The sequence below is a fragment of the Streptomyces sp. NPDC021356 genome (genome assembly GCF_040641015.1).
Classification (GTDB): Bacteria; Actinomycetota; Actinomycetes; order Streptomycetales; family Streptomycetaceae; genus Streptomyces.
In genome coordinates this window covers 286,556-302,138 of record NZ_JBFACU010000002.1, presented here as the reverse complement: position 1 = coordinate 302,138, position 15,583 = coordinate 286,556, and the positions used below count along the sequence as shown (strand labels likewise).

Annotated in this window: 12 protein-coding genes and 1 pseudogene; 8 read left to right on the top strand and 5 right to left on the bottom strand. The window is 71.3% G+C overall.

What is annotated here, in order from left to right; translation table 11 throughout:
- Nucleotides 1–459: 459 nt before the first annotated feature.
- From AB0G56_RS03550 to AB0G56_RS03525, 6 genes are all read left to right on the top strand, one after another.
- Nucleotides 460–1,302 (top strand): TraR/DksA C4-type zinc finger protein, encoded by an 843-nt coding sequence (locus AB0G56_RS03550; RefSeq protein ID WP_360962954.1) that lies wholly within the window; start codon nt 460–462, stop codon nt 1,300–1,302.
- An 89-nt stretch (nt 1,303–1,391) separates the two neighbouring features.
- Nucleotides 1,392–2,060, top strand: coding sequence for a signal peptidase II (gene lspA / locus AB0G56_RS03545; RefSeq protein ID WP_360962951.1), 669 nt, complete (start codon nt 1,392–1,394; stop codon nt 2,058–2,060).
- 109 nt (nt 2,061–2,169) lie between these two features.
- Nucleotides 2,170–3,114, top strand: coding sequence for an RluA family pseudouridine synthase (locus AB0G56_RS03540; RefSeq protein ID WP_360962948.1), 945 nt, complete (start codon nt 2,170–2,172; stop codon nt 3,112–3,114).
- A complete protein-coding gene (locus AB0G56_RS03535) occupies nt 3,111–3,581 on the top strand; it encodes a GNAT family N-acetyltransferase (RefSeq protein ID WP_360962945.1) in 471 nt (156 codons plus the stop codon). The genes AB0G56_RS03540 and AB0G56_RS03535 overlap by 4 nt, the downstream gene beginning before the upstream one ends.
- An 85-nt stretch (nt 3,582–3,666) precedes the next feature.
- Nucleotides 3,667–5,253, top strand: coding sequence for a Na+/H+ antiporter (locus AB0G56_RS03530; protein ID WP_360962942.1), 1,587 nt, complete (start codon nt 3,667–3,669; stop codon nt 5,251–5,253).
- A gap of 37 nt (nt 5,254–5,290) precedes the next feature.
- Nucleotides 5,291–6,031 (top strand): SDR family oxidoreductase, encoded by a 741-nt coding sequence (locus AB0G56_RS03525; RefSeq protein ID WP_360962939.1) that lies wholly within the window; start codon nt 5,291–5,293, stop codon nt 6,029–6,031.
- Here AB0G56_RS03525 and AB0G56_RS03520 read toward each other — a convergent pair.
- Nucleotides 6,003–7,082, bottom strand: a complete 1,080-nt coding sequence (locus AB0G56_RS03520; protein ID WP_360962937.1) for a mechanosensitive ion channel domain-containing protein — start codon at nt 7,080–7,082, stop codon at nt 6,003–6,005. The two genes, AB0G56_RS03525 and AB0G56_RS03520, sit on opposite strands and share 29 nt — an antisense overlap.
- A gap of 164 nt (nt 7,083–7,246) precedes the next feature.
- Between AB0G56_RS03520 and AB0G56_RS03515 the strand changes: the two genes are divergently transcribed.
- Nucleotides 7,247–7,819 (top strand): dienelactone hydrolase family protein, encoded by a 573-nt coding sequence (locus tag AB0G56_RS03515; protein WP_360962934.1) that lies wholly within the window; start codon nt 7,247–7,249, stop codon nt 7,817–7,819.
- A gap of 25 nt (nt 7,820–7,844) precedes the next feature.
- Here AB0G56_RS03515 and AB0G56_RS03510 read toward each other — a convergent pair.
- The 4 genes and pseudogenes from AB0G56_RS03510 to AB0G56_RS03495 all read right to left on the bottom strand — a co-directional run.
- A pseudogene (locus AB0G56_RS03510) lies at nt 7,845–8,291 on the bottom strand (alkaline phosphatase D family protein); the annotation flags it as partial.
- 359 nt (nt 8,292–8,650) lie between these two features.
- Nucleotides 8,651–9,469 carry a thioredoxin domain-containing protein gene (locus AB0G56_RS03505; protein WP_360962931.1) on the bottom strand — a complete coding sequence of 273 codons (819 nt, stop codon included), beginning with the start codon at nt 9,467–9,469 and terminating at the stop codon, nt 8,651–8,653.
- 90 nt (nt 9,470–9,559) lie between these two features.
- Complete coding sequence (locus AB0G56_RS03500; protein ID WP_360962928.1) at nt 9,560–10,282, bottom strand: hypothetical protein; 723 nt, start codon at nt 10,280–10,282, stop codon at nt 9,560–9,562.
- A 69-nt stretch (nt 10,283–10,351) separates the two neighbouring features.
- The gene (locus AB0G56_RS03495) at nt 10,352–11,701 is read right to left on the bottom strand and encodes a DUF2252 domain-containing protein (protein WP_360962925.1); all 1,350 of its coding nucleotides are present in this window, start codon (nt 11,699–11,701) and stop codon (nt 10,352–10,354) included.
- Nucleotides 11,702–11,978: 277 nt separating this feature from the next.
- Between AB0G56_RS03495 and dnaE the strand changes: the two genes are divergently transcribed.
- The gene (gene dnaE / locus AB0G56_RS03490; RefSeq protein ID WP_360962922.1) at nt 11,979–15,518 is read left to right on the top strand and encodes a DNA polymerase III subunit alpha; all 3,540 of its coding nucleotides are present in this window, start codon (nt 11,979–11,981) and stop codon (nt 15,516–15,518) included.
- The last annotated feature ends 65 nt before the right edge of the window (nt 15,519–15,583 follow it).

Here is a 15,583-nt window from a genome sequence, read left to right as displayed (position 1 = left end):
CCCCCTCATTGGGCTCGCGATGCCGGTTCTACTTGCCCCTGGGGGCTTTCTTCCGGCGGCTCCGGGGTGATCTTCACGTCGCGCTCGCCCCCCGGGCTCACACCGTCCCCGGGTCGCTCTGGGCTGCCTACGCCGCTACTCGTCCCCATCCACGCTTCTCGCTGCGCCCAGTGTACGGCGCCCCGGGGACAGCGGCCGACCGGTTTTCGGGGCGGGCCGGGCACGGGCGGGCGGGGCGGCGGTGACCCGAACGGCTCCGGCGCGGCCGGTCGGATCGTAGGACGCGCAGCTCGTCGGATTACCCGGCGGGGAGCTGGGCACAACGCATGCATGCCGGCCGCGCGGTACGCGCGAGGCGGGCGAATCGGGCGGCGTGCCCCGTTGCCGCGGGACTGGAGTCGATTTATCGTCCCAGCACGATTCGCGAGCAAGATCACAATATGTGAAGGGGCCGCGGCCATGGTGGCGAAGAAGACCGCCGAGCAGTCGGCGTCCGGCGGATCGCGGCACCCCGGCGCCGCGACCGACCCCGCGCGCGGGGAAGCGGGTGCCGGGCGCGCCACGGACCGGCGTGCCCCGGCCCGGAAGGCCTCCGCGAGGAAGACCCCCGCGAGGAAGACCGCCCAGCCGAAGTCCCCCGAGGCGAAGCCCTCCGGCCTGGAGCCCCCCGGCCCCGAGTCCTGCGAGGCGGAGCGGCCCGGTTCGAAGCCGTCCGGGGCGAAGTCCGCCGCGCAGGGTGGGACCGGGGCCGCCGTGGGCAGGAAGAGCACGGGCAAGAAGGCGGGCGCGGCCGAGGCCGCGAAGCAGACGGGAGCCACGACGGTGGTTGCGAAGAAGACTCCTGGGACGGCCGCGGCGGCCACGACCGCCGTCCCCAAGGCACGGGTCGCCGCGGCGGTGGAACCGGGCGACCTCGCGGTACGGCCGGGCGAGGAACCGTGGACCGAGGAGGAGGCCGCCGAAGCCCGCGCGGAGCTGGAGTCCGAGATGGAGCGGCTGAGCACCGAGATCAGCTCGTCCGAGGCCGCCCTCGCCGGTCTGATGCGGGACTCCGGGGACGGCGCGGGCGACGACCAGGCGGACACCGGCACCAAGAACATCACGCGCGAGCACGAGCTGGCGCTCGCCGCCAACGCGCGTGAGACGCTCACCCAGACCGAGCGCGCCCTCGACCGCCTGGACGCGGGCACCTACGGCCTGTGCGAGAACTGCGGCAACCCGATCGGAAAGGCCCGCATGCAGGCCTTTCCGCGGGCCACCCTGTGCGTGGAGTGCAAGCAGAAGCAGGAGCGCCGCTACTGAACGGACTCCGGGGCCCTCCTGCGCACGTCGGCCCAGGGGGGTGTGCCGTAGTCTCGTCCTCAGTCAGGTACCTAGGTCGAGGGACTCACGTGGCAGAGGCGGAGCGCATCATCGGTACGCCGGACGACACCCCGGACGCGGAACGTCCCGGGCAGCAGCGGCGGCCCGACGCCGCGGCGGAGACGGCCGCCGCACCACCAGGAACGACGCCGGACGCGCCGGACGCGCAGGACGGCCCCGAAGCGGCCTTGCGCGCGGACGGGCAGCCGCGGGGCAGGCGCCGGATCGGGGTGCTGTTCGCGGTGGCCGCGGTGGCGTACGCCCTCGACCTGATCAGCAAGATCGTCGTCGTGGCCAAGCTCGAGCACCACGCGCCGGTGAAGATCATCGGCGACTGGCTCCAGCTCCAGATGATCCGCAACTCGGGAGCCGCCTTCAGCTTCGGCGAGGCGTACACGGTGATCTTCACGGTCATCGCCGCCGCCGTGATCGTGGTGATCGTCCGGCTCGCCCGCAAGCTCTACAGCCTGCCGTGGGCGTTCGCGCTCGGTCTGCTGTTCGGTGGCGCACTGGGCAACCTCACCGACCGGATCTTCCGCTCCCCGGGCGTCTTCAAGGGCGCGGTCGTCGACTTCATCTCCCCGAAGCACTTCGCCGTCTTCAACCTCGCCGACTCGGCGATCGTCTGCGGCGGCATCCTGATCGTGCTGCTCTCCTTCAGCGGCCGGGACCCGGACGGCACCGTCCACAAGGACTGAGGCTGTCCACGGGGACCGAGGGCTTCCCCGGCCACCCTGGGGGCGGGGCCGTCCACAGGGACCGGGCCGCGCGTACGGGAGTGTCCGACCCGTCCGGCATACTCGACGGGTGAGCACGCTTCCCGAGATCCGTACCCTGCCCGTGCCCGACGGCCTGGAGGGCGAGCGCGTCGACGCCGCCATCTCCCGCATGTTCGGCTTCTCCCGCACCAAGGCGGCCGAGCTGGCCGCCGCGGGCAAGGTGCTGGTCGACGGCGCGGCGGTCGGCAAGTCCGAGCGCGTGCGCGGCGGCGCCTGGCTGGAGGTCGAGATGCCGCAGGCGCCCGCGCCCGTGCAGGTCGTCGCCGAACCGGTCGAGGGCATGGAGATCGTCCACGACGACGACGACGTCGTCGTGATCGTCAAGCCGGTCGGTGTCGCCGCGCACCCCAGCCCCGGCTGGACAGGACCCACGGTCATCGGCGGACTCGCCGCCGCCGGGTACCGCATCTCGACCTCCGGCGCCGCCGAGCGCCAGGGCATCGTGCACCGCCTGGACGTCGGCACCTCCGGCCTGATGGTGGTCGCCAAGTCCGAGTACGCGTACACGTCGCTCAAGCGCCAGTTCAAGGAGCGCACGGTCGACAAGCGGTACCACACGCTGGTCCAGGGCCACCCCGACCCGACCAGCGGCACCATCGACGCGCCCATCGGCCGCCACCCGAACCACGACTACAAGTGGGCGGTCACCGCCGAGGGCAAGCCGTCCGTCACGCACTACGACCTCGTCGAGGCCTTCCGCGCCGCCTCCCTGCTCGACGTGAAGCTGGAGACCGGGCGCACCCACCAGATCCGCGTCCACATGGCCGCCCACCGCCACCCCTGCGTCGGCGACCTCACCTACGGCGCCGACCCCACCCTCGCCAAGCGGCTCAAGCTGACCCGGCAGTGGCTGCACGCCGTGCGGCTCGGCTTCGAGCACCCCGGGGACGGGCAGTGGGTGGAGTTCGCCAGCGACTACCCGGACGACCTCCAGCAAGCCCTGGACCAGGTCCGCGAGGAGACGTACGCATGACCCCGGCGCCGTACCGGACCCGGGTGGCGGAGGACCTCGCCGACCGCGAGGCCTGCTTCTCGGTGCGCAAGGAGGTCTTCGTCGTCGAGCAGGGCGTCCCGGAGGAGATCGAGTACGACGACCTGGACGCCGTGGCCCTCCACGTGCTCGCGGTCCGCGACGACGGCACGCCGCTCGGCACCGGACGGCTGCTGCACGGCGAGGCCGCCGCCGGCCGCACCGGCGGCGACGCGGCCGTCGGCTCCCTGGGACGCCTCGCCGTCACCGCCGCGGCCCGCGGGCTGGGCGTCGGCGTGGCCCTGGTGCGCGCCCTGGAGGACGCGGCCCGCGCGCGCGGCCTGACGGCGATGGACCTGCACGCCCAGACCCACGCCCTCGGCTTCTACGAGCGGCTGGGGTACGCGGCCTACGGCCCCGAGTTCCCGGACGCCGGCATCGCGCACCGGGCGATGCGGCGCGCCCTGTAGCCACTCGGCGAAGAGGCCGACGGCCCAAACGGCATGGCACGCTGGAGGCTGCCGTGTGAACGTCCGACCTCCCGGAGCGCTGAGCGTGGATCAGTTGGCCCTGTTGTTCGTCGTCCTGCTCGGGGCCGTGATCAGCGTCCCCGTCGGAGACCGGCTCGGGCTGCCCGCCCCGGTGCTCATGACGCTCCTCGGGATCGTGCTCGCGGTGCTGAACTTCGTACCGAACGTGGACATCCCGCCGGACCTGATCCTGCCCGCCCTGCTGCCGCCGCTGCTCTATGCCGCCGTACGGCGCACGTCCTGGCGGCAGTTCGCGGCGAACAGACGGCCGATCTTCCTGCTGGCCGTGGCCCTGGTGTTCGTCACGACCATCTGTGTCGCGGTCGTCGCCCACACCATCGTGCCGGGGCTGCCGCTGGCCGCGGCGGTCGCGCTCGGCGCGCTGGTCGCACCGCCCGACCCGGTCGCGGCCACCGCCGTCGCCGGACAGCTCGGCCTGCCCCGCCGCCTGGTGTCCATCCTGGAGGGCGAGGGACTGTTCAACGACGTCACCGCCATCGTGCTCTACCACGTCGCGATCGCCGCCGCCGTCAGCGGCGAGTTCTCGGCCTGGCACGCCGGACTCGACCTGGTGCTCTCCGCGGTGGTCGCCGTCGTCGTGGGCGTGGTGCTCGGCTGGGGCGCCAACAAGCTCCTCGACCTGCTGGGGGACGCCACCCTCCAGATCGGCCTGACGCTGCTCGTGCCCTACGCCTCCTACGTGCTGGCCGAGGAACTGCACGGCTCCGGGGTCCTGGCCGTGCTCACCACCGCGCTGTTCCTGGCCGAGTACGCCCACGACGCCGACGACGTGCTGAGCCGGCTGGCCGGGCACACCGTCTGGGACGTCGTCGACACCCTCGTCACCGGGGTCGCCTTCGGACTGATCGGCCTGGAGCTGCACAACGCCATCCGCACCGCCTCCGGACGCTGGGGCGAGCTGCTGGGCTGGGCCGGGGTGGTCGTCGGCGTGGTCGTGTTCGTCCGGCTGCTGTGGCTGCTGCCGGCGACCTGGCTCACCCAACGCCTGCACGCCCGGCGGGACTACGAGGAGGACATCCCCACCAGCTGGCGGGAGACCGTCGTCATGTGGTGGTCGGGGATGCGCGGCGTGGCCTCCGTGGCGCTGGCGCTCGCCATTCCCCTGAAGACGGACAGCGGCGCACCGTTCCCCGACCGGGACGAGATCGTGTTCATCGCCTTCGGGGTGATCATGGTGACGCTCGTGGTGCAGGGGCTCACCCTGCCCTGGCTGGTGAAGCGGCTCGGAGTGCGGGCCGACACCGAACGCGAGAAGGAGTTCGAGAAGGAACTGGCGGTGCGGGCGGCGCGCGCGGCCAAGCGGCGGCTCAAGGAGATCGAGACGGTCGAGGACCTGCCGGACGAGGTCTCCGAGCAGATGCTGCGCCGGGCCTTCGAGATCGGGCTGCGCATCAACCCGCAGATCGGCGACGAGGAGCGCCGGGAGGCACAGGAGAACCGGGTGCGCCGCATCAAGCGGCTGCGGCGGATCCAGGGCGAGATGCTGAGCGCGGCACGGCACGAGGTGCTGGCGGCCCGCAGCGAGCCGGGCGCCGACCCGGAGATCGTCGACCGGGTGCTGCGCCACCTCGACGTGCGCAGCCTGCGCTGACCCTCGCGGGCGGGCGTCGGGAACTAGGCTCGGGTCCATGACGCGCAACGTGGTGATCAGCGGTGGCGGTACCGGGATCGGGCTGGCCACGGCACAGGTGTTCGCGGCCGGCGGGGACCAGGTCGTGCTGCTCGGGCGGCGGGAGGAGGTACTGCGCAAGGCCGGGGTGCCGGGAGCCCTCACGTACGCCGCCGACCTCGGTGACCCGGACGGCGTGCGCGGGGCGGCCCGTTTCGTGGCCGACGAGCTGGGCGCCGTGGACGTCCTGATCCACAGCGCCGGCGGGTCGGGGCGCCTGGAACCCCGGACGGAACGGGACGACCCGCTCGACCGGGTCGCCGACGACTGGGCCCTCAACTTCCGGATCAACACGCTGACCGCCGTGCTGCTCACCGAGGCCCTCAAGCACCGGCTCGCCGAGCCCGGCGGGCGTGTGCTGTTCCTCAGCTCCATCGCCGCCTACCGGGGCTCCGGCAGCGGTGCCTACGCCGCCTCCAAGGCGGCCCTGCATCCCTACGCCCACGACCTCGCCCGCCAGTTGGGGCCGCACGGCATCACGGTGAACGTCGTCGCGCCCGGCTACATCGAGGACACCGGCTTCTTCGGCGACGCGATGGACGAGGAGCAGCGCGCGCGGCGCATCGCGGAGACCTCCGACAAGCGGGCGGGCACGCCGGGCGACGTCGCCGCCACCCTGCACTGGCTGGCCTCCCCGGCCGCCGCCCACGTCACCTCGCAGGTCATCCAGGTCAACGGTGGCGCGGAGCGCGGCCACTGAGCCCGTCCTCTCGGGGCGGCACGGCCTTTGCGGTGCTGATCCGGGGCAGCGCGTAGGGGTGTTCCTCGCACAGCCAGCGGATCATCTGCTCGCGCACCGCGACCCGCACCGTCCAGATGTCGTCGGAGTCCTTCGCGGTCACCAGCGCCCGCACCAGGACGGTGTTCGGCGTGGTGTCCGTGATCTGCACGTTGCAGGCTCGGCCGTCCCAGGCCGGGCACTCGCGCAGGATGTCCCGCAGCTTCTCGCGCATCGCGTCCAGGGGCGCCGAGTGGTCGAGGTGCCAGAAGACGGTGCCGGTCATCTGCGGGGTGCCGCGGGACCAGTTCTCGAACGGGTTGGACGTGAAGTACGAGACCGGCATGGTGATCCGGCGTTCGTCCCAGGTGCGTACGGTCAGGAAGGTCAGCGTGATCTCGTCGACGGTGCCCCACTCGCCGTCGACGACGACCGTGTCGCCGATGCGCACCATGTCGCCGAAGGCGATCTGCAGCCCGGCGAACATGTTGCTCAGCGTGGACTGCGCGGCGACCCCGGCGACGATGCCGAGGATGCCGGCCGAGGCCAGCAGCGAGGCACCGGCGGCGCGCATCGCCGGGAAGGTCAGCAGCATCGACGCGGCGGCCACCACGATGACGACGGCGGTGACCACCCGCATGATCAGCTCGACCTGGGTGCGCACCCGCCGCACCCGGGCCGGGTCCCGGTGCGCGCGGGCGCTGGCGTAGCGCGAGTACGACGTCTCGACGACGGCCGCGGCGATCCGGACGGCGAGCCAGGCGGCCGACCCGATCAGCACCAGGGTCAGCGCCCGGCCGACGCCGTCCCGGTGCTCCTTCAGGAGTTCGGCCCGGTCGTAGGAGCCTCTGAGCAGGGCGGAGCACAGGACGAGTTGGTAGGGGACGCGGGCACGGCGCAGCAGGCCCCACAGCGGTGTCTCGTGGTGCCGTTCGTCGGCCTTGCGCAGCAGCAGGTCGGTGGCCCATCCGATGACCAGGGTGAGGACGACCGAGCCGCCGATCACGATCAGCGGGCGGAGTGCGTTCTCCATGCCTGCGAACGTAACCGGCGGCGGCCGGGCACGAACATGTGTCTTCGCGCGGTTCCTGGGTAGGGCCGGGCCGGTGTGGCGAGGCTCTCGCAGACTCTCGCAGGACGTTCACATCCGGCCGGGTCCGCGCGGACGTCGTCGTACCCGGCTGGCACCATGGCCTCATGAACATCATGCTCTTCCACTCGACCCATGGGCTCGGACCCGGCGTGCGGCAGGCCGCGGACCGGCTGCGCGGCGCCGGGCACGAGGTGTGGACGCCGGATCTCTTCGAGGGCCGCACGTTCGACTCGGTCGAGGACGGGATGGCGTTCAAGGACGGCATCGGCAAGGACGAACTGCTGCGCCGGGCCGTGCTGGCCGCGGCGCCCTACTCGGAGCGCGGCCTGGTCTACGCCGGGTTCTCGCTCGGCGCCTCCATCGCCCAGACCCTCGCCCTCGGCGACGACAAGGCGCGCGGCCTGCTCCTCCTGCACGGGACGTCCGACATCGCGCCGGGCGTCCGGGCCGACGAGCTGCCCGTCCAGTTGCACGTGGCGGAACCGGACCCGTTCGAGACCGACGACTGGCTGAGCGCCTGGTACCTGCAGATGGGCCGCATCGGCGCCGACGTGGAGATCTACCGGTACGCCGGGGCCGGCCACCTCTACACCGACCCCGACCTGCCGGACTACGACGCCGAGGCCGCCGAGGCCACCTGGCGGGTGGCGCTCGGCTTCCTCGGCACCCTCGGCTGAGCCGCCGCGGCGCGGCCGCGAAGCCCTAGACGGGGTCGTACGTCCGCTCGATCCGCTGCGTGCCGCTGCGCGTGCGGTACGAACGTGCCCAGGCGGACGTCGCGTTCGCGCGGGTGCGGTCGCAGACGACGTAGTAGTCCATCTGCGCGCGCTCGGCGGTGATGTCCAGGACGCCGTAGCCGTGGCGGTCGGTGTCGACCCAGTGGACGTGCCGGTTGGCGGCCCGGATCACCGGGGCGGCCACCGCGGAGACGGTGCCCTCCGGGACCTTGGCCATGTCGTCGAGGTTGTCCGAGGTCAGTGAGGTGACCACGAACTCGGTGGCCGCCGAGGGCCACAGCGGGTAGGTCCCGGCGTCCACCGGCACGTCGTTGGCCCACGCCATGTGGATGTCCCCGGTCAGGAAGACGGTGTTGCGGATGGCGTTCGCGCGCAGGTGGCCCAGGAGTTCGCGGCGGTCGTCGGTGTAACCGCCCCAAGGCGGGGGCCGCGCTCGCGGCGCGCGCGGGCAGCGCGGCGGCGAGCGGCGCGGCCAGGACCGCGGTGGCCGCGGCGGCCTTGACGACCGTACGGCGGCGGGGGATGAGCGGGGGGCCGGAGGGCCCCGGGGTCGTCGGGAGGGGGCCGGATGATCTGTGTCGGCTGGTCACGGCCGATCAGATTACTGACGAGTACACGCGAAGAGCGGGCGAAGGGGCGAAAGTTCGCCCGCTCTTCAGCGCGGATCGGCGTGAGCCGGTGCGGACCGGCGCGGATCACAGGGGGTTCGCGCCGCTACGGGCGGCCGGATCAGCGCCTGCTGCCCGAACCGGATCCGGTCTGCTGCCTGAATCAGCCCTTCAGCGCCGCGCCGACCACCGAGTTGAAGTCCGCCACGGTCATCGGCGCGTTGTCCGAGCCGGGGGAGGTGAGCTTCTTGCCGTCCATGACCAGGCTCGGGGTGCCGCTCACCTTGTCCTTGTTGTCGTCGAAGGTCTTCGACATCGCCATGGCCCAGGCGTCGTACGTGCCGTTCTTCACGGCCGACTGGAACTTGGCGTTGCCCTTGAGCGCCGGGACGGTGTCCGCGACCTTGAGCAGGTAGCTGTCGTCCTTGAACTTGTCGTCGTTCTCGTCCGGGTGCCACTTGGCGGAGTAGAGCGCGGTCTTGTACTCCTGGAACGCCTCGGGGCTCACGTTGAGCGCGGCGCCCAGGGCGCTCAGTGCGTTCTTGGAGCCCTCGCCCTGGTCGTGGTCGTCGAGGAAGGTGCCGGAGATGTACTGCATCTTGAACTTGCCGTCGTCGAGGTCCTTCTTCAGGGTCGAGCCGACGGTCTGTTCGAACTGGGCGCAGACCGGGCAGCGCGGGTCCTCGTAGACCTTGAGGGTCTTCGCGGCGGTGGACTTGCCGAGGATCACCGTCGTGCCGTCGGTGCCCGAGGTGTTGGCGGGTGCGACGACCTTGTCGTCCTTCACCGCGTCCCAGTGGCCGGGCTTGTTCGCCTGGACCACGGCGTAGCCGATGCCGCCCGCCGCCGCCAGCACGACGACGACCGAGGCGGCGACGGTGATCTGCCGCTTGGCCTTGGCCCGCTTGGCCTCGCGCTCGCGCTCGACGCGCAGCCGCTCCCGGGCCGCCGTCTTCGCCGACTGGGTGTTCCGCTTGCTCATGGTGGTGTTCTCCTGTGGGACGCGCAGCTTCGTGCGCGGGATGCGTGGGACGTGGTGGGGGACCGGGCGGCCCGGGCCGGCCGTCGCCGCTCAGCCGAGGGCGAGCGCGAGGGCGGGGCGGCGGGCCGGGGCGGTCGGGCGCGGTGGTCCGCGTCGTCCCAGGCAGTGCACGAGGAGGCGGGCGCGCAGGGCGGTGCGGTGCGGCGCGGGGCGCGTCGGCCGGTGGACCGTGGGCCGGCGGCGGACCGTGGTCGCCGCGACCGCGATCAGCAGGGGCCGGAAGGTGGTGGCTGCCACCGCGCGCACCAGCTGGGCCAGGGCCCGCTCGCCGCGGCGCAGCCACCCGGCGGCGAGGAGGCCCACGCCGACGTGCGCGCCGAGCAGCAGCCAGGCGGTCGCCGGGTCGGCGTGGGCGAGCAGCACGGCGAGCCGGTCGGGGCCGGCGCCGGTCATCCGGGCCAGCGGGGTGCCGACGGGCGTGCGGTTGCCGCACAGGACGTCCCAGCCGACCGAGCGCAGCGGGCCGGCGAGCGGGCCGCCCGCGGTGCCGTAGCAGACGTGCTGGCCGGTGGTGAAGACGGTGTCGGCGGCCAGCTCCAGCGGGACCAGCAGGGCGGCGATCCGCCCGAAGCCGCGCTCGCGCCCGGCCAGGGCGTAGGCGAGCAGGAACACGGCGCCCGCGACCGAGGCCACCGTGTTCAGCGGCAGCGGGACCCGGGACAGCAGGACGTGCGACGCGGTGCTGAGTGTCACGACCACTGCCGTGAACAGCGCCGCGCGCACGGCTCTGAGTCGGGTCCCGGATATGTCCATAGCAGAAGGAGAGTGTGGCACGTCCGCCGGTAAGAGGCCCCTAAAGGGTCCCTGTGAGCGTCCGCCTCGTCACAGACCTGGAATCCGGCCGTTGCGGAACAGGTCGACGAAGATCCGGTGGTCCCCGCGCGCGCGTGCCCCGTACGCGTGCGCGAAGTCGACGAGCAGCGGGGCGAAACCCTCCTCGTCGGCGGCGATCGCCGCGTCGATGGCCCGCTCGGTGGAGAACGGCACCAGGGACTCGCCGGACTGGTCGTCGGCCGCCGCGTGCATGGTGGCCGTGGCCCGCCCCAGGTCGGCGACGACCTGCGCGATCTCCTCCGGGTCGTCGATGTCGTCCCAGTCCAGGTCGACGGCGTACGGCGAGACCTCCGCCACCAGCTGACCGGCGCCGTCCAGCTCGGTCCAGCCCAGCCACGGGTCGGCGTGCGCCTGCAGGGCGCGCTGGGAGATCACCGTGCGGTGGCCCTCGTGCTGGAAGTAGTCGCGGATCGCCCGGTCCGTGACGTGCCGGGAGACGGCCGGGGTCTGGGCCTGCTTGATGTAGATCACGACGTCGTTCTCCAGGGCGTCGCTGTTGCCCTCCAGCAGGATGTTGTACGACGGCAGCCCGGCCGACCCGATCCCGATGCCCCGGCGTCCCACGACGTCCTTGACGCGGTAGGAGTCCGGGCGGGCCAGCGACGACTCCGGCAGGGTCTCCAGGTAGCCGTCGAAGGCGGCGAGCACCTTGTAGCGGGTGGCCGCGTCCAGCTCGATGGAGCCGCCGCCGGGTGCGAAGCGGCGTTCGAAGTCGCGGATCTCCGTCATCGACTCCAGCAGGGAGAACCGGGTCAGCGAGCGGGCGACGCGCAATGCGTCCAGGAGCGGGCCCTCGGCGGTGTCCAGGGTGAAGGGCGGCACCTCGTCGCTCTTGGCGCCGGTGGCCAGGGCGTGGATCCGCTCGCGGTAGGCGCTCGCGTAGACGGTCACCAGCTCCGTGATCTGCCGGTCGCTGAGCGCCTTGGCGTACCCCACGAGGGCGATGGAGGCGGCGAAGCGCTTGACGTCCCAGGTGAAGGGGCCGACGTAGGCCTCGTCGAAGTCGTTGACGTTGAAGACCAGACGGCCGTTCGAATCCATGTACGTGCCGAAGTTCTCCGCGTGCAGGTCGCCGTGGATCCACACGCGCGAGGTGCGCTCGTCCAGGTAGGGGCCGCCGGCCGTGCGCGCGCCGTCCGGACCCGCGTTCCCCGCGGCCAGGTCGTGGTAGAAGAGGCACGCCGTGCCGCGGTAGAACGCGAAGGCGGAGGACGCCATCTTCCGGAACTTCACGCGGAACGCGGCCGGGTCGGCGGCCAGCAGCTCGCCGAAGGCGGTGTCGAAGACGGAGAGGATCTCCTCGCCGCGCTGCTCGTCGCTGAGCTGGGTGACCGACATCGCGGGGTGCCTCCTGGTACGGGTGGTGCATGACATGACGGGCGGATCTCCTCCACCACCAACGTTCGACGTCACGAAGGAGTGCCCGGTTCTGGTGTTCGACGTCACGTTCGATGTCACCTCCGGCGTCGCGGGCGGGCGCCCGGCCGCCCCGGCGGAATCCCGGCGGACGCACGCCCGGCCGGCCGCCGGGTGTCGGTGCCGGGGCATAGACTTCGACGCTGACCCCCAGACCGTCCGCAGCCCGTCGCCGATCCGTATTCCAGGAGGCCGCACCGTGTCGAAGCCGCCGTTCACGCACCTGCACGTCCACACCCAGTACTCGATGCTGGACGGTGCCGCGCGGCTGAAGGACATGTTCGACGCGTGCAACGAGATGGGCATGACGCACATCGCCATGTCCGACCACGGCAACCTGCACGGGGCGTACGACTTCTTCCACTCCGCGAAGAAGGCCGGGGTCACCCCGATCATCGGCATCGAGGCGTACGTCGCCCCCGAGTCCCGGCGCAACAAGCGCAAGGTCCGCTGGGGCCAGCCGCACCAGAAGCGGGACGACGTCTCCGGCTCCGGCGGCTACACCCACAAGACGATGTGGGCCGTGGACAGGGAGGGCCTGCACAACCTCTTCCGCCTCTCCTCCGACGCCTATGCCGAGGGCTGGCTGCAGAAGTGGCCCCGCATGGACAAGGAGACCATCGCCCAGTGGTCCAAGGGCATCGTCGCCTCCACCGGCTGCCCCTCGGGCGAGGTGCAGACCCGGCTGCGCCTGGGCCAGGACGAGGAGGCCCTGAAGGCCGCCGCCGACTACCAGGACATCTTCGGCAAGGACCGCTACTTCCTGGAGCTGATGGACCACGGCATCGACATCGAGCACCGGGTCCGCGAGGGCCTGCTGGAGATCGGCCGGAAGCTCGGCATCCCCCCGCTGGTCACCAACGACTCGCACTACACGTACGCGCACGAGGCGGGCGCCCACGACGCCCTGCTGTGCATCCAGACCGGCAAGAACCTCTCCGACCCGGACCGCTTCAAGTTCGACGGCACCGGCTACTACCTGAAGTCCACGGACGAGATGTACGCCATCGACTCCTCGGACGCCTGGCAGCAGGGCTGCGCCAACACGCTCCTGGTCGCCGAGATGGTCGACACCACGGGCATGTTCGAGAAGCGCGACCTCATGCCCAAGTTCGACATCCCCGAGGGCTACACCGAGGTCACCTGGTTCAAGGAGGAGGTCCGGCGCGGCATGGAGCGCCGCTTCCCGGGCGGCATCCCCGAGGACCGCCAGAAGCAGGTCGAGTACGAGATGGACGTCATCATCCAGATGGGGTTCCCGGGCTACTTCCTCGTCGTCGCCGACTTCATCATGTGGGCCAAGAACAACGGCATCGCGGTCGGCCCCGGCCGAGGCTCCGCGGCCGGTTCGATCGTCGCCTACGCCATGGGCATCACCGACCTCGACCCGATCCCGCACGGCCTGATCTTCGAGCGGTTCCTCAACCCCGAGCGCGTCTCCATGCCCGACGTCGACATCGACTTCGACGAGCGCAGGCGCGTCGAGGTGATCCGGTACGTCACGGAGAAGTACGGCGCCGACAAGGTCGCCATGATCGGCACCTACGGCAAGATCAAGGCCAAGAACGCGATCAAGGACTCCGCGCGCGTGCTGGGCTACCCGTACGCCATGGGTGACCGCCTCACGAAGGCCATGCCCGCCGACGTCCTCGGCAAGGGCATCGACCTGAACGGCATCACCGACCCCTCGCACCCGCGCTACAGCGAGGCCGGCGAGATCCGCGGGATGTACGAGAACGAGCCGGACGTGAAGAAGGTCATCGACACCGCCAAGGGCGTCGAGGGCCTGGTGCGGCAGATGGGCGTGCACGCCGCCGGCGTGATCATGTCCAGCGAGACCATCACCGAGCACGTCCCCGTCTGGGTCCGGCACACCGACGGCGTGACCATCACCCAGTGGGACTATCCGAGCTGCGAGTCGCTCGGCCTGCTGAAGATGGACTTCCTCGGCCTGCGCAACCTGACGATCATGGACGACGCCGTCAAGATGGTGAAGTCCAACAAGGGGCTCGACATCGATCTCCTGAGCCTGCCGCTGGACGACCCGACCACGTTCGACCTGCTCCAGCGCGGCGACACCCTCGGCGTCTTCCAGTTCGACGGCGGCCCCATGCGCTCGCTGCTGCGCCTGATGAAGCCCGACAACTTCGAGGACATCTCCGCCGTCTCCGCGCTGTACCGCCCGGGCCCCATGGGCATGGACTCGCACACCAACTACGCGCTGCGCAAGAACGGCCTCCAGGAGATCACCCCGATCCACAAGGAGCTGGAAGAGCCCCTCGAGGAGGTCCTGGCGGTCACCTACGGCCTGATCGTCTACCAGGAGCAGGTGCAGAAGGCCGCCCAGATCATCGCCGGCTACTCGCTCGGCGAGGCCGACATCCTGCGCCGCGTGATGGGCAAGAAGAAGCCCGACGAACTGGCCAAGAACTTCACCATCTTCCAGGCGGGCGCCAAGAAGAACGGCTACAGCGACGAGGCCATCCAGGCCCTGTGGGACGTCCTGGTCCCGTTCGCCGGCTACGCCTTCAACAAGGCGCACTCCGCCGCGTACGGCCTGGTGTCGTACTGGACGGCCTACCTGAAGGCCAACCACCCCGCCGAGTACATGGCGGCCCTGCTGACCTCCGTCAAGGACGACAAGGACAAGTCGGCGGTCTACCTCAACGAGTGCCGCCGCATGGGCATCAAGGTGCTCCCGCCCAACGTCAACGAGTCCGAGTCGAACTTCGCCGCCCAGGGCGACGACGTGATCCTCTTCGGCCTCTCCGCCGTCCGCAACGTCGGCACCAACGTCGTCGAGTCGATCATCAGGAGCCGCAAGGCCAAGGGGAAGTACTCCTCCTTCCCCGACTACCTCGACAAGGTCGAGGCGGTGGTCTGCAACAAGCGCACCACCGAGTCGCTGATCAAGGCCGGCGCCTTCGACGAGATGGGGCACACCCGCAAGGGCCTCACCGCGCAGTACGAGCCGATGATCGACAACGTGGTCGCGGTCAAGCGCAAGGAGGCCGAGGGCCAGTTCGACCTCTTCGGCGGGATGGGCGAGGAGACCAGCAGCGAGCCCGGCTTCGGCCTGGACGTGGAGTTCACCACCGAGGAGTGGGACAAGACCTACCTGCTCGCCCAGGAGCGCGAGATGCTCGGTCTCTACGTCTCCGACCACCCCCTCTTCGGCCTGGAGCACGTGCTCTCCGACAAGGCCGACGCGGGCATCGCCCAGCTCACCGGCGGCGAGCACGCCGACGGCGCGGTCGTCACCATCGGCGGCATCATCTCCGGCCTCCAGCGCAAGATGACCAAGCAGGGCAACGCCTGGGCGATCGCCACCGTCGAGGACCTGGCCGGCTCCATCGAGTGCATGTTCTTCCCGGCTACCTACCAGCTGGTGTCCACCCAACTCGTCGAGGACGCAGTGGTGTTCGTCAAGGGCCGCCTCGACAAGCGCGAGGACGTGCCCCGCCTGGTCGCCATGGAACTCCAGGTCCCGGACCTGTCCCACGCGGGCACCAACGCGCCCGTGGTCCTCACCATCCCGGCCACCCGCATCACCCCGCCCATGGTCAGCCGCCTCGGCGAGATCCTCACCCACCACAAGGGCGACAGCGAGGTCCGGATCAAGCTCCAGGGCCCGTCGAAGACGACGGTGCTGCGCCTCGACCGGCACCGGGTCAAGCCCGACCCCGCGCTCTTCGGCGATCTCAAGGTGCTGCTCGGCCCTTCCTGCCTGGCGGGCTGACGACGCCGACGAGGGGCGTCCCCGTGCGCATCGGGTACGCCCCTCGCGGATGCCAGGGCCCGCTC